This is a genomic window from Pseudidiomarina donghaiensis (assembly GCF_900116895.1).
GTDB lineage: Bacteria > Pseudomonadota > Gammaproteobacteria > Enterobacterales > Alteromonadaceae > Pseudidiomarina > Pseudidiomarina donghaiensis.
The window spans coordinates 1-24,111 of the sequence record NZ_FPCF01000010.1 but is presented as its reverse complement, the minus strand read 5'-3'; the positions used below and the strand labels follow the sequence as shown (position 1 = coordinate 24,111).

The following is a 24,111-nucleotide window of genomic DNA, read 5'->3' as shown; positions in this document are numbered from 1 at the left end:
TGGCGATTAAGTAAAAATCTGTCATCTTTATACCTAAGTTCAGTTGCATGTAAGAGATACTCCCTATGAAATCAATTCAGAAGTTTGCAATATCTGTGGTTAGCACAAGTCTATTACTTGCTGGGTGCAATAGTGATGACCCTACGCCGCCATTGCTTGGCCAATGCAGCACAGCCGATGAACTCAACCAATTTTATAACTACATGAATGACAATTATTTCTGGAACGACGATATGCCAAGTAACGTTAGTCCAGGTAATTATTCTAATGTTTACCAGTTACTTGAAGCGTTAGTAGTACCAGAAGACCGATTTAGCTTTATTCTCACCGAGGACGAATACCAAAGCCGCTACGTCAATGCGGAGTATGTTGGATTTGGATTTAGCTCACGCCAAGTAGGCAACCAAGTATTTATCAATTACGTTTATGCTAATTCCCCCGCTGATTTGGCGGGCATAAAGCGCTCCGATGAACTCACACACATTAATGGTGAGTCGGTTCAGACACTTATTCAGCAGGGCCGTTACAATGAAGCATTGGGTGCGGCCACAGTTGGTTTGACACTTGAGCTAACTTGGCGTGATAGACAGGGTATGAGCTATACCGAAGCAGTGAGTAAAGAGCTCGTTGAAACCAACACTGTGTTGGCTGCCGAGGTACTTAATGTAGATGGCCGAGACGTGGGTTACTATGTGCTCAACACCTTTATTAACCGTACTGGAAGTGATTTAAACAATGCATATAATCAATTTACTGGAGTTGATGAGCTTATCATTGATGTGCGTTATAACACGGGTGGATTAACTCGCTACGCCAACCAGGCCGCAACGCAAGCCACTGGCAATCATGTTATTGGCGAAGTATTCGCAAAATACTTGTTTAATAGTAACAACACCGATATGAACTTTATTGAGCAATTTCAGCTATATGAAGGCGTTCGCCAACTCAATTTAGAGCGTGTGTATATATTAACCACAGCATCGAGCTGTTCATCATCTGAGCTGCTAATTAACTCACTTGATCCCTTTGTCGAGGTTGTTGTAATTGGCGAGCCTACTTGCGGCAAGCCAGTTGGTCAGATACCTGAGCGTTTGTGCGACAAGCGTACTTTCGTTGTTAATTTCGAAACCGTCAACGCACTTGATCAAGGTCGCTATTTTGATGGCTTAGCACCGAACTGTTCAGCCACTGATCAGTTGGTTGGCGACTGGGCATCGCCAGATGATCCAATGCTACAAGCAGCGGCTTATCATATGGTTTATAACCAATGTCAGCCAGTTGGAGTTGTTTCAGACGGCATGACTACAAGCCAACATCCGCAGGCTTCTGACGCTGATTTCAAACCGAAGAACCTTGCTGAACTGTGGCGCTCAGAGCATTAGCCGTTAAGCCGGTTAGCCAACATGGCGACGCCATTTTCATTGCATAACCAATCGACACTAACTTGAAAAGTATGTGCCAAGTTAGTGTCGCTTAGCACGTCATTTGGACAACCAAAGGCAACTGCTTTGCCGTTGTTGAGCATCAATAATTGATCACAGTACTGCGCCGCTAGAGCTAAGTCATGAATTGCAATGACAACTGTGGCGCCTTTTTTCACGCAAGTTTTAAGCCAGTCCATGGTCAATAGTTGATAATATAAATCAAGCCCTGAAACCGGCTCATCAAGCAACATCAACGGACGCTGACAGGTTGCCATACACGCAATGGCGACACGCCGTTGTTCGCCACCGGAAAGCTCAGTAATGGGACGGCATTGAAGATTACCTAGTTCAAAGTTTTCCATGGCGTTTTGCTGCCAACAAGCAAGATCAGCTGATGACGCGCGAATATTCATTTGACTAAGCTGCAGCAAATTTCCCACCGTAACAGGTTCATTAAATTGAGAAAACTGTGGCAGATAACTTAGCAATTGTCGGCGCTTATCGGCTGAGTAGCTGCGCAAATCAGTCTGCTCATATTCAACCCGCCCATGTTCGATATGGGTAAGCCCGGCGATAGTTTTTAGCAAGGTTGATTTACCCGCTCCATTTGGGCCTACTACGCCAACTAATTTCCCAGTGGGTATGCTAACTGACAAAGACGTTAATCGGTTTGCTATGGTTACATCGACAAATTTAAGCATGCTGCCTCCGTTGGCGAACCAACAACACTAACAGCCAAGGCGCACCTATTAATGCAATAACAACTCCCAATTGCAATTCTACACGGGTGTTCAGACTTTTAACCAACGCATCTACGGCAACGAGTAAAACGGCCCCTCCCAATGCGCTACCGGCAATAATAGATAGAGGTTGTCGAATTCCCAAGAGACGAATTAAATGTGGCGCAACCAAACCAATAAAGCCGACAATTCCAGCACTAACAACCGACACAGAAGTTAACAACGCAACCGCAAGAAGTAACATAAATTTACTGCGTGATGTCTCAAACCCCATAGTTTCGACAACCTGCTCGTCAAACACCTGAACTTGTATGAAACGTCGCTGCCACCACAATATGAGTCCACTTACAAAAATGGCCGGCAATACTAACCAGACATATGGCCAACCCCTATTAGCGACCGAACCCATCAACCACAACGCCCATTCTTGAAAGGCAAAAGGGTTTGGCGCTAAGTTTAATACGACAGCAATAATGGCACCGAAAATTGCCGCTAAGGCAACGCCGACCAGAATAATTCGAACCCCTTGCGGATAGCGCCCTGCAAATACCCAAAGACACAGCAATGCAAATAATCCACCAAGCATGCCGATAAACGGCAACCCTAGGCTTACCGGATCAAACTGACCTAGATACAGCGCCAGTACAGTTGCTACCGCGGCACCACCTGAAATGCCTGTAATTCCAGGCTCGGCTAGCGGATTACGTAACATGAGCTGCAACACTGCACCAGCAACGCCAAGCGCCATTCCATTACAAGCCGCTAAGACTAAACGTGGCAGCCGAATTTGCTGCAGTATATAGCTTTCAAGTGGCGTATCTGGAATGAGCGACCAACGATCACCGCCACTGCCTATGTGCCATAACACAGCAAGCAACGCAATAAAGGTAGCCAATATCCATTTCATAAACTCGCGGCCCTTTCGAAATATGTAGCCGCTTGCTGTGCCGGACAGCCACTTACAGTGCTTGAAACATGGCGAAGCTGACGTTGACTTAACCAAGGTTGCAAAGCGTTGTGCCAGAGCCATTCATTCGCTCTGGCATAATCACTAGAAAACCCATCAACGACAACACGTTGCGGTTGCAAATGAATTAGCTCCTCTAACCTTAGCTGATGCAGTACTGCATTTTCTTCTAAAACTACGACATGTGCACCAAAGACACGTAGTAAATCGACTGCAAAACTTGCACCACCCCAGGTGTACTGGTTAGGCATGACGAAAATGATTGATTTGTCGGTCACCGTTATCGCTTTTATCTGACGCGTCTGCCGCTCAGCCCATTGTTGCAACGGTACCTGCATTTGTAGTTCAGAACCTAAATTATTTAACGTAGCCTGCCATTGCAGCCAACTATTCGGCTCTGCAACTTCGACAGCCATAGCGGTTTTATTGAGTTCAGTGACCAAGCGTCGATTGGTATAGGTACCATAAAGAATTACATCGGGTTGCAACGCTAGCAAACGCTCTAATCGGTTACCATGCTGCGTGCTTGGTATAAACTGATGCTCACTCGGAAGCCACTGCGGCACCCAATCATCAAAGCAAGGATTTAACGAAGCAATACGTGTAGCAGCCTGCACGTTGCTAAAAATGCAAAGCAGGAGAACGCTTACTCCGAATGACACAAGGTTCACAGCGCGTCCAACGCCTCCTGCAAACTTTTTACACCAATTATCTGCATGCCATCAATTGTCTCTTTCGGCTTATTTGCAATCGGTACAATAGCTCGCGTAAACCCGTGTTTTGCAGCTTCATGTAAACGTGCTTGACCATTTTGCACTGGCCTAATCTCACCAGATAATCCAACTTCACCGAACACAATTAGCTCACGCGGCAACGCTTGCTCGCGAAAACTCGACACAATTGCCAACAACAAAGCCAAATCGGCGCCAGTTTCCATAACGCGCACGCCGCCCACCACGTTAACGAATACATCTTGGTCGGACATATGTAACCCACCATGGCGATGCAGCACCGCCAGCAGCATAGCTAGCCGCGTGGTTTCCATGCCCACCGCCACACGTCGCGGGTTGGCAAGCTGGCTTGCATCAACAAGCGCTTGCAGTTCAACCAGTAATGGTCGTGTACCTTCCCAAATAACCATAACCACTGAACCACTGCCGTGTTTTTCTGCGCGCTGTAAAAATATTGCTGACGGGTTCGTAACTTCTTTAAGCCCTTGCCCTGTCATCGCAAACACGCCAAGTTCGTTGGCTGGCCCGAAACGATTTTTGTGGCCCCGTAACGTGCGGAACCGCGAGTCAGTGTCACCTTCAAGTAGAATTGAGCAGTCGATACAGTGTTCCAGTACTTTAGGCCCGGCTAACGACCCATCTTTGGTCACATGACCGACCATAACAATAGCCACGCCATTTTGCTTGGCGTAGCGAGTCAAAAACGCAGCACATTCACGCACTTGAGAAACGCTACCCGGCGCTGATTGAATATCAGCCAAATGCATCACCTGAATCGAATCGATTACCATCACCTTAGGATGCTCGCGATCAGCCAAATTACAGATGGTTTCTACCGATGTTTCAGCCAGCATACGTAATTTATTGGTCGGCAAGTTCAGCCGCTGGGCACGCAGAGCCACCTGTTGCAATGACTCTTCTCCAGTCACATACAACACGTTCATGGATTCTGCGAGCCGACACATGGTTTGCAACAGGAGCGTACTTTTACCGGCCCCCGGTGACCCACCGATTAAGATCGCTGAGCCAGGCACAATGCCACCGCCGAGCACTCGGTCAAACTCCGCAAAACTACTACTAAATCGAGGTAGCTCTTCCAAGTTCACTTCATTCAACGTTTGCACTTTGGCTTGCGTTGCGCCCGCATAGCCACGGCGCTCTACCACCGCGGATTTTGCAGTTCCAAGTCGTATCTCGGTAATAGTATTCCACGCCTTGCACTCTGGGCATTGGCCTAACCAACGCGCAAAATCAGCGCCACAATCATTGCATACGTATGCCGTTTTAACTTTAGCCATGGTTATCAACTACCTGCGCTTCAAAAAAATCTGCTATTGCCATTAGGTTGGGTTCATCAATTGAAATATTTGCATGTTCTTGCACTGCCGGTTTGGCACAAAACGCTACGCCAAAACCAGCAGCATCGAGCATGGGTATATCATTCGCGCCGTCACCCACCGCTAAGGTTTGCTGCAGCGGGATTTGTAATTGATCGGCCCACATTTTCAAATAATTGGCTTTCGATTGCGCATCAACAATTGGCTGTGAAACACTTCCTGTTAGTTTATTATTTTTCCAACTCAAACAGTTAGCATGGGCGAAATTTAACTGCAGTTGGTTTTTTACTTGGTTAGTAAACCAGGTAAAACCTCCTGACACGACTGCTGTTTTCCAGCCATGTTGGTGCAACCATCGAATAAAATCCTCGGCCCCCGTGGTAAAGGGAATCGGGTTAAATAACTGCTGCAATTGGGCTTTCGAAATACCTTCTAACAGGGCCACTCGCTGCGTTAAACTTTGCGCAAAATCAAGCTCTCCGCGCATGGCTCGCTCAGTGACAGCACTAACTTCGTCTTTTTTACCTACAAGAGCAGCTATTTCATCAATGCACTCGATGCTTATTAACGTTGAGTCCATATCAAACACAGCCAAACCAGGTTGGTTAAAATCTAGCATCGATGTTTTGTCCCTAACCAATAAATTGATGAATGACATGCAGCGCATGTAACTGGCTTTTATATTTGATGTTACACATTGTTATTAAAGATGGTTGCGAAATATAGGCTTAACAACGTATATTGAGCCCATGAATACATCTGCACCCCATGTTAACACTCTGTTCAAGCTTGTCTATCGACGCGGGCGCCGGTTGCTATTGGCCGTGCTGCTCATTATTCTCATTGAACAGTTTTGGGGGGCAATGCACACCACTAGTCTACAAGAGTTTCAGTCATACAGTCATAAGTTGCTTAATTTAACAACGGAACAAGCCGCAGCCGAAGCTAGCCACTGGTTAGATATCAACGACTCCGCAAACCTACAAACTCTAGTTGATCGATTGCAGCAACAAGACTTCTTCGCCTATACACAAATATTTAATCGCTATGGCCAAATGGTGGTCGAGTCTTCGGCAAAGTTAGATACCGACTCGCTTGAGCAGGCTTTGGTGCTGGTTGAAGAGATCAAGTTAGAGGGACGCGTGCTCGGTTATTTAAATATCACAGTTGACGAGTCACTGGTTCTTGCCCAACCCATAAAAACGCATGCGTACTTAACATTCTATGGCCAGTTTTTACTCGGCTTCGCTGCCATAGCGGGTATATTTTTGGCTATCACTTTCAATCGCTGGCGCTACAAGCGCTTAACTCCGGTAGAATAATCGACAGCTATTTTGCCAAATCTGTAACGCTAACTCAGTTGTCGATTCTGTTCTTAACTGTGCTAGTTGATTAAATGTTTTGTCTAGCTGGCAAGGCTCGTTTCGTCGACCTTGAAAGCCGGCGATAGGCATATCTGGCGCATCTGTTTCTAACACTAAATGCTGTAAGCTTGCCTGCGCAATGGCTGCTCGTGTTTTCTTAGCTCGCTCATAAGTAATTGTGCCGCCCACACCTAACATAAAACCTAGCGAAACCCACTCGTTAGCCTGCTCTGCACTACCGCTAAACGCATGAATAACACCCGGCATATCTGGAAGCTTGTTCCGCATTGATTTAATGACCCGCAATAGTTCAGGTTGAGTACGGCGATGGTGAAGAATAACGGGGCGACGATACTCTGCGGCTAGCTCGACTTGCTGGCAAAACAAGTGATATTGATAGTCGTAATTCGAACAGCTGGCGTCCAACCCAATCTCACCAACCAATGCGTGAGCATTTTGCTGTAATTGTGATTCGAGCCACTGCAAGTCATCATGACTATGCTGAGCGATAAAATAGGGGTGAAGCCCAAAGCCGCGAATAACATCAACACCGTCGCAATCTGCCAACCATTTATTCTGTTGCGATTGCGAGCGCGTAACACCAGGTACAAATAGAGCGCGAATGTTACGCTGACAAGCTTTCGCTACAACGGTTTGTCGGTCAGCATCAAAGGCGCTGAAATCAAGATGACAATGGCTATCAAATAATTTCATGGCGCCCCTCTTTGCGATCTCAGTTGCTGCCTAACGGGTGATTAGTGCTCGCGCGTGTGGCTAAACACAATATCCGGATAACGCTCGGTCGCTAAACTCAAGTTAACCATAGTAGGTGCAATATATGTCAGGTTATCGCCACCGTCTAAGGCCAAGTTGGATTCAGCCTTACGGCGAAACTCATCCAATTTTTTCGCGTCATGACAGCTAACCCAGCGTGCCGTGGCAACGTTGATGTTTTCGTAAACAGCATCCACGTTATATTCCGACTTCAGTCGGTGCACAACCACATCAAATTGCAGTACCCCAACAGCACCAACAATTAAGTCATTGTTGCTAAGCGGGCGAAACACTTGTACGGCACCCTCTTCAGACAACTGTACTAAGCCTTTTAATAACTGCTTTTGCTTCAGTGGGTCTTTGAGGCGAATACGACGAAACAACTCCGGTGCAAAGTTTGGAATTCCGCTGAATTTAAACGGTTCACCACCGGTGAAAGTATCACCTATTTGGATAGTTCCGTGGTTATGTAAACCAATAATATCGCCGGGGTAAGCTTCTTCAACATGCTCACGGTCACCAGCTAAGAACGTTAACGCATCAGCAATACGGACATCTTTGCCAATACGTACTTGGTGCATTTTCATGCCCTTCTCGTATTTACCTGACACAATACGCATGAAGGCCACACGGTCGCGGTGTTTCGGATCCATATTCGCCTGAATTTTGAATACAAACCCAGAAAAGCTCGGATGGGTTGCCGGAATTTCTTTGCCGTCATCGGTTTCACGCGCCAACGGTGTTGGCGCCCAATCCACCAATCCATCAAGCATATGATCAACACCGAAATTCCCTAATGCCGTACCAAAGTATACGGGCGTTAACTCGCCGGCCAAAAACAACTCTTTGTCAAAACTATTAGAAGCCCCTTTCACCAATTCAATTTGCATTCGCAACTCATCGGCATAGTCGCCAATTCGCGCATCAAGTTCAGCGCTATCTAACCCTTTAATAACGTCGACTTCTTGAATACGGTGGCCTTGACCTGTTTTATAGAAAATAACTTCGTCATTCAGCAAGTGATACACGCCTTTGAAGTTCTTACCTGAACCAATTGGCCAGGTGATTGGCGCACACATAATATTGAGAACATTTTCAACTTCGTCAAGCAACTCCAATGGATCACGAATGTCACGGTCGAGCTTGTTCATAAAGGTAATGATCGGCGTGTCGCGCAGGCGCGTTACTTCCATCAGCTTAATGGTTCTATCTTCGACACCTTTAGCGCCGTCTATCACCATCAAGCATGAATCAACAGCCGTAAGTGTGCGATAGGTATCTTCCGAGAAATCTTCATGCCCAGGGGTATCGAGTAAGTTGACCAGCGCATCATGATATGGAAACTGCATGACCGAGGTGGTTACGGAGATACCGCGCTCTTTTTCCATTTCCATCCAGTCAGATTTAGCGTGCTGCCCCGACTTTTTGCCTTTTACAGTGCCGGCTTTTTGTAATTTTTGACCGTGCAAAAGTACTTTTTCGGTAATTGTTGTTTTACCGGCATCGGGGTGCGAGATGATTGCAAAAGTGCGACGTTTTGCGACTTCTTTTGCAATTGATTTGGCCAAATCTGACATGTGTAAACTCTTTCTCTTAAATAATCACAGAATGAACGAAAAGTGGCGTGAATTCTAACCGAATTCGCGCCACTTTTATATGTTTACTATGTACTAACTAGTTAGAACCATGCAGATACTGATGTTCTATTAGTGATGCATTAAATGATTATCATCAATAACCTTCATTAATGCCGCCACAGCTTCATCAACTGGACGGTTCAAACCTTCAGTGCGTTGCACGATGCGGCCCTTTGTATCAAGGACAGTCACTAGATTACTGTGATCAAAGTCACCGTCAGCGCGTTTACGATAACGCACGCCAAGCAGTGTGGCTAATGCGCGAATATTATCGTCTTGACCGTGCAAGAATAACCAGACATTTTCACCTAGGCCATATTTGTTAGCATATTCAGCCAATGCAGCAGGAGTATCACGGTCTTGGTCAAAACTGACCATCAGTAATTTCACGTGTTTACGATAGGCTTCAGGTAACGCTTGATAGACCCGCCGCGCATCGTTGACAAGAACTGGGCACGCAGTGGTGCAGCTGCCATAAATCATAGACACCAACACGGGTTGGCCTTGCAACTCGGCCAACTGAATAGTTTCGCCTGTATGGGTTTGCCACTCACCGTCCAAATGATAAATCGAGTCTTCTTGGCTTACTTGTGCGGCACCAAGTGTAGTGTGATCTTTATGGTTATGATGATGGCTGTGATCTTGCGCCATCGCTGAACCAAATACCAAGCTAGCGGCTGCAATTGCAATCATGAGCGGTTTCATAGTCATTACTCCATATCATAGGCACAACGGAAGCCCAAAGTGCTTGTTGTGCTTTGGGCGCGGTAGTTACTGCGCGATTGATAGCGAAAGAAAGTAGCGTAACTGGCATCGCCAAAGTCCGCCATAAAGCGCGCGCTATCACCACAAGAACTCGATAAAATATCGTTGTTGTCACCAGAGGTTAACATCAACTGGAAATCTTCAACCCATTCGTTAACTCGGTTATGCATGTGAGCAAGCGCTTTGCTGTTAACGTCCAATGGTTGTTGGCTATAAGCTGTTGGATTGCTATGTCGACCAAATAACATTTGGGCATAGGCTTGATCAGACAATTGTTGCTGTTGCAGATACTGGCTTGATGCATATTCCCACTCGTCGAGAGTTGGCAATCGACCACCTTTTGCACTGCAATATGCCCGTGCTGCAAACCAAGAAACTTCAGTAACAGCGCGTTCAGCGTAGCCTTTCGGTATTTCAGTATTACCAGGCCAGCTGATTAAATAATTGCCGTCATGGAAAATGGCAGCAGCATGAGCGCGCTGCCATTTTGGGTTTGCCTTAACAAATTCGAGGTACTGGGCATAAGTGACTGGTGTTGCATCGAGTTTAAAGTCTTCCATAACAAGGCTTTGCACAGACTCGTCCAGCAAGATAGCAGGCGTATACTTACCGCCGGTTACCAACACTGGTTCGGCACTTGCTGCTACCGCAATAAACCCAAAAACACTCAGCCACTTAGTCATGATTCACCCGCCTCTATTATTTTTTACGAGGGCCAGCATACAATGCGCCAGCTGCACCACGTTCTGCATCAGCAAACTCATGGTCAACCAACTTGTACACGCCTTCTTCTGGTACGATGAACTCAACAGTTGCACTGCTGCTTGCGCCCAGAAGTACTGTTTGCATGCCGTACCAAGTGTTACGTGGGTCACCTTCAGCCCATACCATATCGAAAATTGCGCCGATAACGTGGAAGCTTGAAGTACCTGAAGGGCCAGCATTCAAGAAGTGAATACGTACGCGGTCACCTTCGTTTGCTTTCAACGGGTTCTCGCTTAGCGAAGAAACATGGCCATTGAATACAACGTGGCTTGGGTCACGTGCTAAAGCTGCTGAGTGGTCATAGATATAGCTGTCACCCATTTGCTCAAGATACAACTCTGATTGAACGATCACGTACTCTTGGTCAACTTGATCGTCAGTTGGGTAACCTTCTTTAGGTGATACCACAACCGCACCGTATTGCCCCATCGCAGTGTGCATCAACACGCTTGAAGTACCGCAGTGATACATGTAAGTACCGGCATAGTTTGCAATCCATTCAAACTCGATAGTTTCGCCTGGTGCGATAGTTGCCCATTTGTCATTAGCTGCTACGGTGCCGCTATGGAAGTCCATTGAGTGTGGCATAGGCGCAACAACTGGCTTGTGTTTTTGTAACTGATTGGTCGCTACTTGGTTGTAGTAAGGCGCAGCACCTTTAAATGGTTTAGTGATAACCACTTCCTCAGTTGAACGGTTCTTCATTTTGAACACAACGCGGTCACCTTCACGCACGTGAAGCACAGGGCCTGGTACGCTGCCACCAAAAGTCCATGCGTTGTAGCTAACACCAGGTGCTACTTCTACGTTTTGTGAGAATACGTCCATGCGTACTTCGTGTTCTTTGTTACCTTCGTAGTCAAGTTCAGCTAAGTGCGGAACCATAGTGACGTAGTCGCCAACAACCGCTGGGCCGTTGTATTCATCGCGGTAAATTTTTGCTTTTGGCATGCCGTAAATTTTGCCATCAATAACGTATTCGCTATCGTGCTTTAAAGGTACGTTGGCATCAACAACGCCAGTGCAACCGGCAAAAGAAACTAATAAAGCGCTAGCAAGTGCAGTTTTTACAAAGCTTTTCATAATAATTCTCCAAACATCTCGAATTTAATTGGTAATTAACGAACTGATTTAACTTCTTCAGCGGAGATAGTTTTGCTACCACCAGCGAAATTTTTGTTAACGAATGCAACCACTGCAGCAATGTCAGCATCGCTCATATAAGCCATCGGGGGCATCATGCCGTTGTATTCAGCACCATTAACCACAACCTTGCCTGATTTACCCTTTACGATAGTTTCAGCAATATAAGCAGGCTTATCAGTAATGTTGCTGTTGCCAGCAAGCGGAGGGAAAACGCCAGCCATACCTTGGCCAGCAGCTTGGTGACAAGCCATGCAGTTCTTTTGATAAACAGAAGCGCCTGCATCTGCGTTGGCAGCGCCAGAAAACACAGCAATGGCTGCGACTGCACTTGCTACTAAGCCTGATTTAAATTTATTAACGTTAGTCATGGTGATACCCCTTTTCGGTGTCGTAATCTGATGTGTATAGATTAGCGAAACGGGGCTTTATTACTATTGATATGAAGGAGTAAACGAGGTCTACCCCTTTTAGGTTAGACCTCTATCACTGTCGGTGGTTTACGTTGGTATGAATTAGAAAAACTTATTAAAAACAGCGAGTGAGTAACAATTATACTAAGGCATCAAGGGTTAGCTTAACCATGCGACTAAAGCCTGTCTGGCGCTCTTCTGCGTCCATCGCTTCACCACGCTCAATATGATCGGACACCGTTAATACCGTAAGCGCTGACACGCCGTGCTCTGCGGCAACCGCGTAAAGCCCTGCGGCTTCCATTTCTACCCCAAGAATGCCATAGCGTTTAAACGTCTCTAGAACCGTGGGGTCAGGCTGATAGAACAAATCAGCGGAAAAAACATTACCCACTTGGGTATTAATTGCTTGCCGCTCGGCTTCATTGACAAGCTTACGCAGCAAATCAAAGTCAGCAATGGCGGCAAAATCAAATCCGCGAAAGCGTTGTCGATTAACGTTTGAATCAGTGCACGCGCCTTGTGCCAATATAATGTCGTGCAGATTGGTTTGCGGTTGCACTGCGCCGCAGCTACCAACACGCACGAGCTGTTTAACCCCATAATGACGCACAAGCTCGGTCGCATAAATCGAACATGACGGTATACCCATTCCGGTACCCATAACTGAGACTGCTTTACCTTTATATGTGCCTGTAAACCCAAACATATTGCGAACTGAGGTGACACATTCGGCATCGTCAAGGAAGTTATCAGCAATAAATTTCGCCCGCAGCGGGTCGCCTGGCAACAAGCATAACGGTGCAAATGCACCTTGCTCTGCAGCTATATGAGGTGTGGTCATTTATTTTTACTCAGTTAAAAATGATGTTCCGTAGTCCATAGCCGGCAATTGCAGCCAGCTCGCTATGGTTTGGCCGATATCGGCAAATGTTTCGCGCCGCCCCATAGACCCAGGCTGAATGGTGTGTCCATATGCTAAAACAGGCACATATTCACGGGTGTGATCACTACCCGGCCAAGTTGGGTCACAGCCGTGGTCAGCGGTAAGAATAAGCATATCATCATCGCGCATCGCTGCTTTGAGCTTCGGCAACAATTGATCAAACAACTCCAGTGCTGCGGCATAACCACTGACGTCTCGACGATGCCCATACTCACTATCAAAGTCGACCAAGTTGGTAAAAATAATGCTTCGCTCAGGTGCTTGTTGCATTTGGTGAATGGTTTCATCCACCAAAGCGGGTATTCCCGTCGCTTTATACTTTTGCGTAATACCTTGATGAGCAAATATGTCTGCAATTTTTCCAATGCTAATGACTTCACCGCCAGCGGCTTTTAATTTATCTAATACCGTCGGCGAAGGTGGTGGTATTGCGTAATCGCGGCGGTTGCCAGTGCGCTTAAAATTATCTGCGCTGTCGCCAATGAACGGGCGTGCAATAACACGACCAATATTGTATGGCTCGAGTAACTCGCGTGCTATTTCGCACAGTTCGTAAAGATTATCTAAGCCAAAGGAGTCTTCATGACAGGCAATTTGAAATACCGAGTCTGCCGATGTATAGAATATCGGCTTTCCGGTCGTCATGTGCTCTTGACCGAGCTGTGCAATAATTGTGGTGCCCGATGCATGGCAATTGCCTAAATAACCGGGCAGCTGGGCTTTTTCCACGATTTTGCTCAGCAATTCTTCAGGAAACGAATGCTGCGGCTCTAAAAAGTATCCCCAATCAAACAATACCGGTACACCGGCCATTTCCCAATGACCTGAAGGGGTATCTTTGCCAGACGACATTTCTTGTGCCCAACCAAATCGACCTGTTACTTCTGCCGCGGGGGCTATGCCTGCAGGCTGCTCCCCAGTTGCACCGTAATAGGCCTCACCTAGACCCAACTCAAGCAGGTTTGGAATCATTAACGGCCCACTACGATTATTGTCTGCATCACCATTCGCGGCCGCAGCAGCGATATGTCCAAAGGTGTCTGCGCCTTCGTCACCAAATTTATCGGCGTCGGCAGCGGCGCCAATACCAAATGAATCAAGCACAACAACTATTGCACGGGCCATGAGTTAACTCCTTACGCAGTCGCTTCGCGAATATGCTTGTAAATAACAGGATGCTGTTCAGACACACGCTCGCCAATGTGAAAGGCTTGTTTCAGACGCTGTGCCGCATGCTGCCAGCTTTCTTCGCTGTTGGCATAAATCATGGCCAGAGGTGTCTGCTCATCCACTTTAGCGCCGAGACCAGCAATCCCATCTAACCCAACACTATAATCGAGCTTATCAGAGCTGCGCTGACGGCCTCCGCCTAGTGCAACAACAGCCATACCCACAGCCCGCGTATCGATGCTGCTGACAATGCCTGGTTGCTCTGCAAATACTGGTTTTGCAACGGTGGCGAGTGGCAAATGCGTGGCGTAATTCGTCAACATATCGCTTGGTCCGCCTAATTCACGAACCATTTGCGCAAAACGCTCTGCCGCGGCGCCACTTGCGAGGGCCTGCTCAACCTGAGCTACAGCAGCTTCAGTGGTATTTGCAAGTTGACCCAAAACCAACATTTCTGCGGCTAGAGCAACAGTTACTTCGTGCAAACGCGGGGCTCTAAACTCGCCGATCAAGTAACGAATCGCTTCACGCACTTCAACTGCGTTTCCTGCTGAAACGGCAAGTGCCTCATTCATGTCTGTTAGTATTGCGCTGGTGTTTAACCCTGCCCCATTGGCAACGGTAACTAAGCTCTTGGCTAACTCATCTGCGCGCTCTGTGCTTTGCATCATGGCGCCGTTACCTACTTTTACGTCGAGCACCAAACCATCAAGCCCAGCGGCCAACTTCTTCGACAATATAGAGGCGGTAATTAGGGGGACGGATTCCACCGTCGCGGTAATATCACGGGTTGCGTAAAAACGTTTATCGGCAGGTGCTAAATCGCCGGTTTGGCCAATGATAGCCACCCCAGTACTTTTTACCACGCGGCGAAAATCGTCCAAGCTCGGCATGGTTTGATAACCAGGTATCGAATCCATTTTATCTAGCGTACCGCCGGTATGCCCCAGGCCACGCCCAGAAATCATAGGCACATAGCCACCACAGGCGGCAATAATTGGTCCAAGCATTAAGCTAACGACATCACCGACGCCGCCGGTAGAGTGTTTATCAAGCACTGGGCCGTCAAGATTCATGTGCTGCCATGACAACACCGTACCTGAGTCACGCATGGCTAGCGTGAGAGCAACGCGTTCATCGGCTGACATACCTTGAAAAAACACAGCCATAGCTAACGCGGATATTTGGCTTTCAGAAATACTACCGGCCGTTAACCCTTTAACAAAATAATTAATTTGGTCGGCGCTTAACTCACCGCCGTCACGTTTAATTCGAATAATTTCTTGTGGTAAATACATTAATAGCCATCCTGTGCATGCGCTTGCTTACCAGCAAGCGTGTCCGTTAAATTCTTGAGTAAACTACTGGCGCCAAAACGGAAATTTTCCGCGGTCAGCCAGTTGCTCCCCATGATTGACTCTGCAAGCTCCAAATAAGCTTGAGCATCACTGGCGGTGCGTACGCCACCTGCAGCTTTAAATCCACAAGCGCTGCCGCTTTGCTTGATACAATTAAGCATTAACTCAGCTGCTTCTAAGGTTGCATTGACGGGTACTTTACCGGTCGACGTTTTAATGAAATCGGCTCCGGCGCTGATAGCAATATTACTGGCCGCAGTGATCAACTCTGGAGTTGCTAGCTCACCACTTTCAATAATAACTTTCAGTATTGCCTGATCACCGCAGGCTTGTTTACATGCGGACACCAATTCATGCCCAACAGCAGTGTTGCCTGCCTTGAAAGCGCGCCATGGGAAAACCACATCCACTTCATCGGCCCCAGCCGCAACTGCTCGTGCAGTTTCTTCGGCGGCCCGCGTAATATCTTCGTTGCCGGCAGGGAAGTTCGTCACCGTCGCTACTTTAACGTGCGCCAACTGTAACCTGGCTAGCTCAAGCTTGGCCCAAACCACCATTTCAGGGAATACACACACGGCGGCCGTGTTTCCGTAAGGTGTTTTAGCGAGCTCACAAAGCTGAGTAATTTTACTTGGCGTGTCGTCATTATTTAGCGACGTTAAGTCCATAAAGCGAATAGCATATTTCGCTGCATCAAGTTCTGTCATATTAATCAGCTCGATAATTTTCGATATCAAAATGAAATGCGTGAGGCAGTAGCGAGCTTACCGTCCAGTGTTGCTCACCGCCGTTGCTGGTAGATATTACTGGCGTTTCAGCGCTTAAAAATTCCGCCATAACTTGTCGGCATGCTCCGCACGGCGAATAAACCTCGTCACTTGGCGTGTAGATAGTTACCTGCGCAATTTCTGTTAAGTCGACACCTTGCGCGATCGCGCTAAATAAGGCCGTTCGCTCGGCACAATTTGATAAGCCATAAGATACATTTTCAACATTACAGCCACTAATGGTGTCGCCGTTTTTTAAGGTAAGAACAGCACCGACTTTAAATCGACTATAAGGAGCGTACGCCTGCGCTGCTGCTTTGATTGCAAGCTGTTTAGCCGTTTGCAGATTTGAATTGAATTCGCTCATATTAAAAGTTTGTTGTGTATGGCAGTAAAGCTTACCCCGATCGGCGCTTAAATCCAAGTACACCAAAAGGGGGAGTTATTTCGGTATATTCTTAAATAATGATAAAGATCACTTTGCGTGCAGCCAATCTAGAGCTATCATACTTTAGCATCTTCTAAAGTAAGGGGTTCATTATGAGTGTCGAAAAAGCTTTGACTGCCTTCGCGGGCTTTATGGTGTTATTATCTGTCGCCTTAACTGTATGGGTTCATCCTAACTGGGTATGGTTAACAGTATTTGTTGGTGCTAATTTATTCCAACAGTCTTTTACTGGTTTCTGCCCAGCTAGCCTGTTTATGAAAAAAGTATTCAAGCTGAAAACTGAACGAGAACTTGCGCAACAGAAATAATAAAGAGAGAAAGTTATGAGTATGCTGATAGAAGCTGAACTAAATGCTGAAGAAGCAAAAAATGCGGCTATGTTCCTTCGTTCTATTGCGAATGAACACCGCTTACAAATTTTGTGTCATTTAGCCGGCGGTGAAAAGAGCGTTGGTCAACTCAACCAATTCTTCCCACTCAGCGCATCAGCATTCTCACAACATTTAGCAGTACTGCGCGAACAAGGTTTGGTTAAGTTTCGCAAAGAAGCACAAACTATTTATTATTCTATTCAAGACCCAGACACGATGCGGTTTATGCAGTTGTTACGAGCCAAGTTCTGTCCAACCTATTGCGATTAAATTGACTGCGGCTTTCTGCTCATCACAATAGCCGCTTCTCGGCTGCCATCGGAGTTCGGATAGTATTCTTTGCGTTTACCAATTTGGTTAAACCCCGCTCGATCATACAACTGCTGTGCTGCCTGGTTTGACTCGCGCACCTCTAAAATAATCTCAGCTTGCGCTAAGTCTGCGGCCGCGGTTACCTGCCTAACCAAATCGTTACCAATACCCTGTCGCTGGAAACTCGGGGCAACCGCCACATCCATAATTGTCCATTCGTCGCGCAAATATTGCTGCACAATAATAAAACCAACAATGTTGCCGTCAGCTGTCATGGCCCCAAAATTCTGATAACCAGCATTGAAACAAGAACGCAAATTATTGCGAGACCAAGGTACTACCGCTGCAGTGTTTTCAATCATGGCAATTTGTTCATGCCAATTGGATAACTGCACAATTTTAACTGTACTCATCACTGTACCAAGTGTTGTCAATGCCCCAAAATACGCTGCCACAAATCGCGTTTACACTGTGCTTCAATCATTCCAGTGCTGTCGATGTGAACGTGTAATTGTTGTTGCGATGGCCAGTCGGCTTTTTGTCGTGAGGATATTTCGGCAAGCGAAGCCAACGGAGTGTCCAATACCAATGCCAAATCAGACAACCATTGCGGCTTACTCACTGCTAGCGGTTGCGACACAATGATTAACCAGTGCCCAAGGCGGTAGCAACTTTCGGCTGTTGCTTGACTAGCATCGTTCGTGCGCTTTTGCCACAAGGGTAAACCCAACGCTGCTAATGCTCGCTGTTGACTCGTATTAAATAAAGGTGTGTCGCTTTTGTTCATGCGCTTAGCCTATCTGAACGGCTGCGAATAAGGAAGTATTTTGAATAGTGGCAGGGGTGGAGGGATTCGAACCCCCAACCGTCGGTTTTGGAGACCGCTGTTCTACCAATTGGAACTACACCCCTGCAATTAAGGTCTGAATTATACTGGCCACAACTAAGGTGGCAAGTGATTTATGCACTTCGACACACTGACTGCGGCATTTTTCACCACTCTATTAAAACCACAGTGTTATACTGTTGTTTTCAATGTACTTATTTGAAAGGAAATTCATGAGTGTAGTTGGCCGCAGTTTTGCTCTATTTTTGCTGGCGTTTAGTGGTTTAGCACTAATAGCAGCACCGTCTGCCTATGCTCAGTCCTCATGGCAGACCAGCGATGCCAAACTTGCAGTCGTCATTGAAGGGCTTGCTGAGCCGTACTCAACAAATGCCTATAATTACCTCACTGTTGCTGCTCTTGTGGAAGAAACAGTTCCGTCTGTTATCCGAGTGCGCTATCTAGCGCAACAAGGTGAACAAGAAATTAAAACGGCCTTGCAACCTTACGGTTTCTACAACAGCGATGTTACCCACAAAATTATAGAAACAGAGGATACATGGACGGTTAAATACCAAGTCAACCCAGGCCCCGTAACGACTTATAATCAAGTGGACATCACATTGCTTGGGGGCGCTCAATACGACGCCGATTTCGATAAGCTACTGCGCAATCACAAGTTACAAAAAGGTAGGCCACTACGCCATCAAGATTACGAAGCGCTAAAGGGCGCGCTAAGAAATCTTGCAGCCGAACGTGGTTACTATGACGCGAAATTCACCGCGCAACACATTGACGTGCTGCGTGACCAGCAGCTTGCAAATGTAACACTGATGTTTGACTCTGCCGAGCGCTATCTGTTTGGCGACACCATATTTTGCTGCGCATTTATTTCAAATAAGCTGCTTAATCGATTTCTCGATCATCAAAGTGGCGAACCGTTTAGCACTCGAAAACTGCTTGATTTACAAGTTGATCTTGCCAGTAGCGACTATTTCAGCCATGTCGAGGTTTCCCCCCTGTGGGATCAAACCAACAATAATCAGGTGCCTATAGATGTTCGATTGGAACCGAATAAACGCAACCGCTATCAGTTTGGTCTCGGCTACGGAACCGACACCGGCGCTCGGGTAACGATGGGCTTTGATCGACGCTGGGTCAATGACCGAGGACATAAACTAAGTAGTGTTGTTCGCTTGTCCGAAGTTCAAAACACCGGTTTTGTTAGCTACCAAATTCCTGGCAATGACCCAGCACGAGATGTTTATAGTTTTAATGGAGAAATTACCGATCGATCCTATGAAGAGCAACGTTCGACGCTTTATAAAACATCCGTAAGTGACTTACGTCATTACGACCGCTGGCATCGCACCTACCAATTGGCCTATCAGCGTGAAGACTTCTCATTCGGTAGCGACCCTAGCGAAAGCTCAAGCTTTTTGATTCCTTCGGTGCAGTGGAGCTTAATTGAAAGCTCTAGTTTAGAGGCGAACCGAAATATCACCGATGATGGTTATCGTCTTTCAATTATGTTGCAAGGCGGTCACGATAGTGCATTATCAGAGACTACCTTTGCATCAGTGAAATTAAGTGCCAAGTGGGTTCACCGTTTGAGTGATCAGTGGCGTATTTTAGTTCGTTCAGAGGTCGGAGCTTTGCGCGCCGATAACTTTGAGGAGTTGGGGCCGACGCTGCGTTTCTTTGCCGGCGGCGATCATAGTGTGCGTGGCTATGCGTATCAGCAACTAGGCCCTACCAATGATGAAGGGGTTGTTGTGGGTGGACGTTATATGACGGCTAGCTCAGTTGAGCTCGATTACGCCATCAAATCAAATTGGCGTATTGCACTTTTCACCGATATTGGTAACAGCATGATGGACTGGAACGAGCGCTTGAAGCAAAGCGCTGGCTTCGGTGTTCGTTGGATTTCACCCATTGGCCCTGTTCGTTTAGACTTAGCAATGGCGCTTGATGAACCAAGTAACCCATGGCGACTGCATTTAACCATAGGCCCTGACTTATGAAGTTTGTTAAATACCTGGCCTGGACCATTGTCTCACTGTTTGTGCTTATTCCAAGCCTTCTATTTGCTTTGGTGGCCACTACTACTGGTTCCGTTTGGTTAATCAATCAAGCCATAAAATTTACCGACTATGAATTAAGTTACAGCGATATAGGCGGAAATTTGATTTCCGAGTTACGTATCAATGACGTAAAAATTAGCAACCAGACCTTGCGCATAGAAAGTGGTTACATTGAGTTAGCATGGCATCCCGCAGCCCTTTTAGATGACAAATTAATATTAAAAAAAGTAGGCGCTGAGCAGGTTAATATTTGGCTGCCAGCATCTTCTAACTCTGAAAACGAAGACTCACCGTTCATCTTACCTGAGCTCTCTCTCCCCATTGAATTACAGATTGAGCAATTAAGAACGCGCCACGTTAGTCTTATTTCCGCACAAAACAATAGCCAAGTCGTAAGACAGCAACTACCCGACTTGAATCTCAAACTAACTTGGTTTGAGCAGCAACTCGACATTCAACGTCTGCAGTTAACTTATAAAGAAAGCGAAATTTCAGCTAAGGGGAATATCACAACTGCTGGGCTATTTCCACTGCAGTTAAATGCAAGTTGGCGAGTATCAAATGCATTGTCGCAAGCCGATATTGGCGAAGTAATAGGTACCGCCAATATTAGCGGTGATACCAAAGCACTGGAGTTAACTTCCGAGTTCCAAATCAACAACGACACCCAGGAGCAGCGCATTAGTGTTGATGTTAAAGACCTATTGAGCCAACCTAAGTGGCTAGCTCAAGCACAATTAACTAACTTTAAAATCGCTCCATTACTCGGTCTTGTTTTTCCGCAAAATAGCCCTTGGAACAGCTTTTTATCACAAACAACAGTGATGGCAGAATTGACCCTCGATCAAAACCAGGTGGTAGTAGAGCGTTTGTCGGCTCACTTAAACGACACTCAGCGAGGAATGTTGGTTGTCAGCGGCACCGTAACAAATTATTTAGGCGCTTTAACAGCGCCCGATAAAGCACAAGTAAATGTAACATTGGTGGCCGAGAACATAGAGTTACCCGATAGCTTGACGGGAAGAGTTGCAGCGTTCAATACCCTCTCGTTTCAAGCCAACGGCGACTTATCGCAGTTCGCCCACCAATTGGATATGGTCGCAGACTTTGATCACTACACAGACCTCTCTATTTCAAGCACTGGGACAGGCAACTTAGATCAGGTCACTATTGATGATCTCACGATCATGTCTGAATCGGTCAATGCAGAGTTCAATGCCACTATAGGCTGGTCTGATGGTTTGGCCATGGAAGCAACAATTACTGAGCTTGTGGCATCAATACCTGAATTAAACGCCTACTCTACTGAGCCTGTGTCTGCTCGAGGCCAAATTGCCTATAACAACCAACGCCTTGCTGCAACGGGCTTTCAGTTAAACTGGACTGATAATTCTCTTGAACTTGACGGCTCGATGCAAAATGACGATCCGCTTGTTGTCTCCCTCGCAGTGCCGCAGCTTGACGCGCTAAAACTGGGAAGTTACGTGGTTGGCAGCGCGACAGTAAAATTCGCACTTACTGGCGCACTTGATCAAAATCTTAGTATTGCCTTAACTGAGCTTCATATCAATCATCCAGACTTTGGAGACTGGCAAAACAAAGGCGCAGGAAGCTTCATTGTTCCAGTCGCTACGCCTATGGCGTTTTCCGCAACTGATGTTTGTATCGCCGCAAACAGCCGGAGAACGACAGCCGAGATATGCGCCGACACGACCAACGAAAGTGGCATACAAACAACAACCATAACCGGTACCGGGCTACCGTTGTCGCTGATAAATCGGTTTCGCAACGCAACCGTTGCCGAACGAATTTGGGGCTTGGCAAACTTAAATGCTCAACTTAGTTATGATGCATCAACTTTCGACTTGGTCAGTACAGAAGGCAGGTTGCACAGTGAACGCACTATTTTGTTTGCTCTAGACGAAGAAGTTAGCACTCGGTTTCAATATTGGGAAATTGATTGGAGTGGTAATCAGCAAAATGTTGATGCTGCTTTAATAGCACAGCTTGAAAATCAAAAAGGTACCTTGCTTGGCGAAATATCCATCGATGATCCATTTAAACAAGCTGTGCTCGATGGTGAAATATTACTCGATGTAGAAGATCTCACGGTGCTGCAATGGGTATTACCCGATTTGCGTTACGAAAATGCGCAAGCCGTCGGTGCTATCACCATTAGCGGTACGAAAACCGATCCACAAATAGTCGGCTCAGTCGAGTTGGCCGCACAAGAAGTTGGTTTTGCACAAACTGGGCTTGTGCTTTCAAACGTGCGCATTGCAGCCTTCGACAACTCAGCTTCAAACGATACAATTACTTTGAATGGGCAGGCCGAATCCGGTGATGGGTGGATTAGCATAAAAGGCAATATACAGCCTTTAATGCCCGCCTTAGATATCAAGATACAAGGTGATCAATTTAGAGCGATACAATTACCGACTGTAACGCTTGATGTCAGCCCAGATATTGATATTAAACTTGCGAATAAACGCATAGATATAACGGGCGAAATTGATATCCCAACGGCTATCATTGACCAACCCGAAATTGAAAGCACAGCCACCACACCATCAAGCGACGTGCGAATCTATGAAGACGGTGAACGCGTTGAAGCCGATCCCGCTAGTATTTATCCATTATTCGCAAACGTTCGCGTGAAGTTAGGAGAAAATGTCAAAGTTAAAGCTTTTGGTTTCGACGGCCAATTAAGTGGGAATATTCGCGTTAACGAGGCGCCCAATCGCGCCTTAACGGCCGCAGGTAGTATTCAGGTACAAAAAGGTTTTTATGAACTCTATGGCCAGCGCTTAGAGATCGATCGTGGCTCGCTTATTTATAGCGGTGGGCCAGTAAATAATCCTGGGCTTGATTTACGGGTATCTCGTGCCAAAGAAAACATGATGACAACAGAGAACATCACTGTCGGTGCTCAAGTAAGTGGCACCTTACAAGAGCCTGATTTTCGTCTGTATTCAACACCAGCGATGCCCGATAGCGAAATACTTTCTTACCTGATATTAGGTAGAGGCTCTGGCAATACCACTGGCGGCAACGAGAATTTGCAACTGCAGGCGTTGATACTACTCGGTTCCAAAGGAACAGACATGTTAGGCGAGTCCTTACAAGAGACCTTCGGTTTCGACGAGTTCGGTATTGATTCAACCATGAATCCCAATGATACGTCGTTTTATGTCGGTAAGTACCTTTCGCCTAAGCTTTACGTTAAATATGGTGTCGGATTATTTGAAAATACCAATACTTTCCTAATTCGTTATTTGCTGTCTGAGCATTTTATTATTGAGACCACGGCTAGTGGTGAGGCTCAAGGTGGCGACATCTTTTACACTATCGAGAAGTAAATTAAGGGCGAAGAGCGAGAGCGATATTAACGAAGAGCAAAGGCGATATTAGCTATTAGATATTGGATATTAGCGAGCAGCGCAGCGGACGAATCACGCTTTTGGCTTTCCCAAAACGAAAAAACCCCGAGCGTTAGCTCGGGGTCTCGTCGTAATTAAAGCCTGGCGGTGTCCTACTCTCACATGGGAACTCCCACACTACCATCGGCGCTGAAGCGTTTCACTGCTGAGTTCGGAATGGATCAGGTGGTTCCACTTCGCTATGGCCGCCAGGCATAAACTGTTAAACAATATGAAGGCTGATTGTATTCTGTATAAGGTAATGATGACCACTCTACATGATTGGAGCATCGCTCCCCGGCGTGTAACGCCGGGCTACGTCTGACGTAGCATCCATTTTAATAAAAGCT

Annotated in this window: 24 protein-coding genes, 1 tRNA gene and 1 rRNA gene; 6 read left to right on the top strand and 20 right to left on the bottom strand. The window is 46.6% G+C overall.

All coding sequences use genetic code 11. The annotated features are described in order from the left end of the window. Nucleotides 1–65 precede the first annotated feature (65 nt). Nucleotides 66–1,382, top strand: a complete 1,317-nt coding sequence (locus tag BM334_RS12140; protein WP_092842087.1) for a S41 family peptidase — start codon at nt 66–68, stop codon at nt 1,380–1,382. Here the strand turns inward: BM334_RS12140 and BM334_RS12135 are convergent. The 5 genes from BM334_RS12135 to serB are packed head-to-tail and all read right to left on the bottom strand — an operon-like array spanning nt 1,379 to nt 5,818. Then, nucleotides 1,379–2,125, bottom strand: coding sequence for an ABC transporter ATP-binding protein (locus BM334_RS12135; RefSeq protein WP_092842085.1), 747 nt, complete (start codon nt 2,123–2,125; stop codon nt 1,379–1,381). The two genes, BM334_RS12140 and BM334_RS12135, sit on opposite strands and share 4 nt — an antisense overlap. Further along, nucleotides 2,118–3,071 (bottom strand): FecCD family ABC transporter permease, encoded by a 954-nt coding sequence (locus BM334_RS12130; protein WP_157981891.1) that lies wholly within the window; start codon nt 3,069–3,071, stop codon nt 2,118–2,120. Before BM334_RS12130 ends, BM334_RS12135 begins: the two co-directional genes overlap by 8 nt. Next, on the bottom strand, nt 3,068–3,748 hold the full coding sequence (locus tag BM334_RS12700) for a substrate-binding domain-containing protein (RefSeq protein WP_157981892.1): 681 nt from the start codon (nt 3,746–3,748) through the stop codon (nt 3,068–3,070). Before BM334_RS12700 ends, BM334_RS12130 begins: the two co-directional genes overlap by 4 nt. A 50-nt stretch (nt 3,749–3,798) precedes the next feature. Continuing rightward, nucleotides 3,799–5,160 carry a DNA repair protein RadA gene (gene radA / locus BM334_RS12125; RefSeq protein ID WP_092842081.1) on the bottom strand — a complete coding sequence of 454 codons (1,362 nt, stop codon included), beginning with the start codon at nt 5,158–5,160 and terminating at the stop codon, nt 3,799–3,801. Then, the gene (gene serB, locus BM334_RS12120) at nt 5,153–5,818 is read right to left on the bottom strand and encodes a phosphoserine phosphatase SerB (RefSeq protein ID WP_092842079.1); all 666 of its coding nucleotides are present in this window, start codon (nt 5,816–5,818) and stop codon (nt 5,153–5,155) included. Before serB ends, radA begins: the two co-directional genes overlap by 8 nt. 130 nt (nt 5,819–5,948) lie before the next feature. Here serB and BM334_RS12115 point away from each other — a divergent pair, with 130 nt between their 5' ends. Beyond that, nucleotides 5,949–6,521 (top strand): hypothetical protein, encoded by a 573-nt coding sequence (locus BM334_RS12115; RefSeq protein WP_092842077.1) that lies wholly within the window; start codon nt 5,949–5,951, stop codon nt 6,519–6,521. On the opposite strand, the gene BM334_RS12110 is transcribed toward BM334_RS12115, so the two are convergent. The 11 genes from BM334_RS12110 to BM334_RS12060 form a co-directional block, all read right to left on the bottom strand. After that, nucleotides 6,504–7,277 carry a TatD family hydrolase gene (locus BM334_RS12110; protein ID WP_092842075.1) on the bottom strand — a complete coding sequence of 258 codons (774 nt, stop codon included), beginning with the start codon at nt 7,275–7,277 and terminating at the stop codon, nt 6,504–6,506. The genes BM334_RS12115 and BM334_RS12110 overlap by 18 nt on opposite strands. 41 nt (nt 7,278–7,318) lie before the next feature. Next, nucleotides 7,319–8,914 (bottom strand): peptide chain release factor 3, encoded by a 1,596-nt coding sequence (gene prfC / locus BM334_RS12105; protein ID WP_092842073.1) that lies wholly within the window; start codon nt 8,912–8,914, stop codon nt 7,319–7,321. A 129-nt stretch (nt 8,915–9,043) separates the two neighbouring features. After that, the gene (locus BM334_RS12100; RefSeq protein WP_256209463.1) at nt 9,044–9,685 is read right to left on the bottom strand and encodes an SCO family protein; all 642 of its coding nucleotides are present in this window, start codon (nt 9,683–9,685) and stop codon (nt 9,044–9,046) included. Further along, complete coding sequence (locus BM334_RS12095) at nt 9,685–10,422, bottom strand: formylglycine-generating enzyme family protein (RefSeq protein WP_241971000.1); 738 nt, start codon at nt 10,420–10,422, stop codon at nt 9,685–9,687. The genes BM334_RS12100 and BM334_RS12095 overlap by 1 nt, the downstream gene beginning before the upstream one ends. Before the next feature lie 16 nt (nt 10,423–10,438). After that, on the bottom strand, nt 10,439–11,587 hold the full coding sequence (locus BM334_RS12090) for a multicopper oxidase domain-containing protein (RefSeq protein ID WP_092842068.1): 1,149 nt from the start codon (nt 11,585–11,587) through the stop codon (nt 10,439–10,441). A 35-nt stretch (nt 11,588–11,622) separates the two neighbouring features. Further along, nucleotides 11,623–12,018, bottom strand: coding sequence for a c-type cytochrome (locus BM334_RS12085; protein WP_092842065.1), 396 nt, complete (start codon nt 12,016–12,018; stop codon nt 11,623–11,625). 181 nt (nt 12,019–12,199) lie between these two features. After that, on the bottom strand, nt 12,200–12,904 hold the full coding sequence (gene deoD, locus BM334_RS12080; RefSeq protein WP_092842063.1) for a purine-nucleoside phosphorylase: 705 nt from the start codon (nt 12,902–12,904) through the stop codon (nt 12,200–12,202). Nucleotides 12,905–12,910: 6 nt separating this feature from the next. Continuing rightward, on the bottom strand, nt 12,911–14,131 hold the full coding sequence (locus BM334_RS12075; RefSeq protein ID WP_092842061.1) for a phosphopentomutase: 1,221 nt from the start codon (nt 14,129–14,131) through the stop codon (nt 12,911–12,913). 11 nt (nt 14,132–14,142) lie between these two features. Further along, complete coding sequence (gene deoA, locus BM334_RS12070; RefSeq protein WP_092842059.1) at nt 14,143–15,474, bottom strand: thymidine phosphorylase; 1,332 nt, start codon at nt 15,472–15,474, stop codon at nt 14,143–14,145. Continuing rightward, on the bottom strand, nt 15,474–16,241 hold the full coding sequence (gene deoC / locus BM334_RS12065) for a deoxyribose-phosphate aldolase (protein WP_092842057.1): 768 nt from the start codon (nt 16,239–16,241) through the stop codon (nt 15,474–15,476). Before deoC ends, deoA begins: the two co-directional genes overlap by 1 nt. A 1-nt stretch (nt 16,242) precedes the next feature. Then, nucleotides 16,243–16,731 (bottom strand): cytidine deaminase, encoded by a 489-nt coding sequence (locus BM334_RS12060; RefSeq protein WP_338052173.1) that lies wholly within the window; start codon nt 16,729–16,731, stop codon nt 16,243–16,245. A 110-nt stretch (nt 16,732–16,841) separates the two neighbouring features. Between BM334_RS12060 and BM334_RS12055 the strand changes: the two genes are divergently transcribed. Next, complete coding sequence (locus BM334_RS12055; protein WP_092842053.1) at nt 16,842–17,057, top strand: YgaP family membrane protein; 216 nt, start codon at nt 16,842–16,844, stop codon at nt 17,055–17,057. Between the two features lie 15 nt (nt 17,058–17,072). Next, nucleotides 17,073–17,390, top strand: a complete 318-nt coding sequence (locus BM334_RS12050) for an ArsR/SmtB family transcription factor (protein WP_092842051.1) — start codon at nt 17,073–17,075, stop codon at nt 17,388–17,390. Here the strand turns inward: BM334_RS12050 and rimI are convergent. The 3 genes from rimI to BM334_RS12035 all read right to left on the bottom strand — a co-directional run bounded on the left by rimI (nt 17,387) and on the right by BM334_RS12035 (nt 18,344). Next, on the bottom strand, nt 17,387–17,845 hold the full coding sequence (gene rimI / locus BM334_RS12045) for a ribosomal protein S18-alanine N-acetyltransferase (RefSeq protein WP_092842049.1): 459 nt from the start codon (nt 17,843–17,845) through the stop codon (nt 17,387–17,389). The two genes, BM334_RS12050 and rimI, sit on opposite strands and share 4 nt — an antisense overlap. 17 nt (nt 17,846–17,862) lie before the next feature. Beyond that, a complete protein-coding gene (locus BM334_RS12040; RefSeq protein ID WP_092842047.1) occupies nt 17,863–18,219 on the bottom strand; it encodes a hypothetical protein in 357 nt (118 codons plus the stop codon). A 48-nt stretch (nt 18,220–18,267) separates the two neighbouring features. Further along, nucleotides 18,268–18,344, bottom strand: a tRNA-Trp gene (locus tag BM334_RS12035). 147 nt (nt 18,345–18,491) lie between these two features. Here BM334_RS12035 and BM334_RS12030 point away from each other — a divergent pair. Further along, entirely contained in the window at nt 18,492–20,282 is a 1,791-nt protein-coding gene (locus BM334_RS12030) for an autotransporter assembly complex protein TamA (protein ID WP_177215094.1), read from the top strand. Then, nucleotides 20,279–23,701 (top strand): translocation/assembly module TamB domain-containing protein, encoded by a 3,423-nt coding sequence (locus tag BM334_RS12025; RefSeq protein ID WP_092842043.1) that lies wholly within the window; start codon nt 20,279–20,281, stop codon nt 23,699–23,701. Before BM334_RS12030 ends, BM334_RS12025 begins: the two co-directional genes overlap by 4 nt. Nucleotides 23,702–23,861: 160 nt before the next feature. Here the strand turns inward: BM334_RS12025 and rrf are convergent. Beyond that, nucleotides 23,862–23,975 (bottom strand): 5S ribosomal RNA (gene rrf, locus BM334_RS12020). Nucleotides 23,976–24,111 lie beyond the last annotated feature (136 nt).

Coding starts and splice junctions, on each gene's coding strand:
- BM334_RS12110 (WP_092842075.1), bottom strand. CDS start 7,277: ATGAAATTATTTGATAGCCATTGTCATCTTGATTTCAGCGCCTTTGAT.
- BM334_RS12075 (WP_092842061.1), bottom strand. CDS start 14,131: ATGGCCCGTGCAATAGTTGTTGTGCTTGATTCATTTGGTATTGGCGCC.
- BM334_RS12130 (WP_157981891.1), bottom strand. CDS start 3,071: ATGAAATGGATATTGGCTACCTTTATTGCGTTGCTTGCTGTGTTATGG.
- BM334_RS12050 (WP_092842051.1), top strand. CDS start 17,073: ATGAGTATGCTGATAGAAGCTGAACTAAATGCTGAAGAAGCAAAAAAT.
- BM334_RS12135 (WP_092842085.1), bottom strand. CDS start 2,125: ATGCTTAAATTTGTCGATGTAACCATAGCAAACCGATTAACGTCTTTG.
- radA (WP_092842081.1), bottom strand. CDS start 5,160: ATGGCTAAAGTTAAAACGGCATACGTATGCAATGATTGTGGCGCTGAT.
- BM334_RS12085 (WP_092842065.1), bottom strand. CDS start 12,018: ATGACTAACGTTAATAAATTTAAATCAGGCTTAGTAGCAAGTGCAGTC.
- BM334_RS12090 (WP_092842068.1), bottom strand. CDS start 11,587: ATGAAAAGCTTTGTAAAAACTGCACTTGCTAGCGCTTTATTAGTTTCT.
- BM334_RS12100 (WP_256209463.1), bottom strand. CDS start 9,685: ATGACTATGAAACCGCTCATGATTGCAATTGCAGCCGCTAGCTTGGTA.
- BM334_RS12040 (WP_092842047.1), bottom strand. CDS start 18,219: ATGAACAAAAGCGACACACCTTTATTTAATACGAGTCAACAGCGAGCA.
- BM334_RS12025 (WP_092842043.1), top strand. CDS start 20,279: ATGAAGTTTGTTAAATACCTGGCCTGGACCATTGTCTCACTGTTTGTG.
- deoA (WP_092842059.1), bottom strand. CDS start 15,474: ATGTATTTACCACAAGAAATTATTCGAATTAAACGTGACGGCGGTGAG.
- BM334_RS12030 (WP_177215094.1), top strand. CDS start 18,492: ATGAGTGTAGTTGGCCGCAGTTTTGCTCTATTTTTGCTGGCGTTTAGT.
- BM334_RS12055 (WP_092842053.1), top strand. CDS start 16,842: ATGAGTGTCGAAAAAGCTTTGACTGCCTTCGCGGGCTTTATGGTGTTA.
- BM334_RS12095 (WP_241971000.1), bottom strand. CDS start 10,422: ATGACTAAGTGGCTGAGTGTTTTTGGGTTTATTGCGGTAGCAGCAAGT.
- prfC (WP_092842073.1), bottom strand. CDS start 8,914: ATGTCAGATTTGGCCAAATCAATTGCAAAAGAAGTCGCAAAACGTCGC.
- BM334_RS12140 (WP_092842087.1), top strand. CDS start 66: ATGAAATCAATTCAGAAGTTTGCAATATCTGTGGTTAGCACAAGTCTA.
- BM334_RS12115 (WP_092842077.1), top strand. CDS start 5,949: ATGAATACATCTGCACCCCATGTTAACACTCTGTTCAAGCTTGTCTAT.
- deoD (WP_092842063.1), bottom strand. CDS start 12,904: ATGACCACACCTCATATAGCTGCAGAGCAAGGTGCATTTGCACCGTTA.
- rimI (WP_092842049.1), bottom strand. CDS start 17,845: ATGAGTACAGTTAAAATTGTGCAGTTATCCAATTGGCATGAACAAATT.
- deoC (WP_092842057.1), bottom strand. CDS start 16,241: ATGACAGAACTTGATGCAGCGAAATATGCTATTCGCTTTATGGACTTA.
- serB (WP_092842079.1), bottom strand. CDS start 5,818: ATGCTAGATTTTAACCAACCTGGTTTGGCTGTGTTTGATATGGACTCA.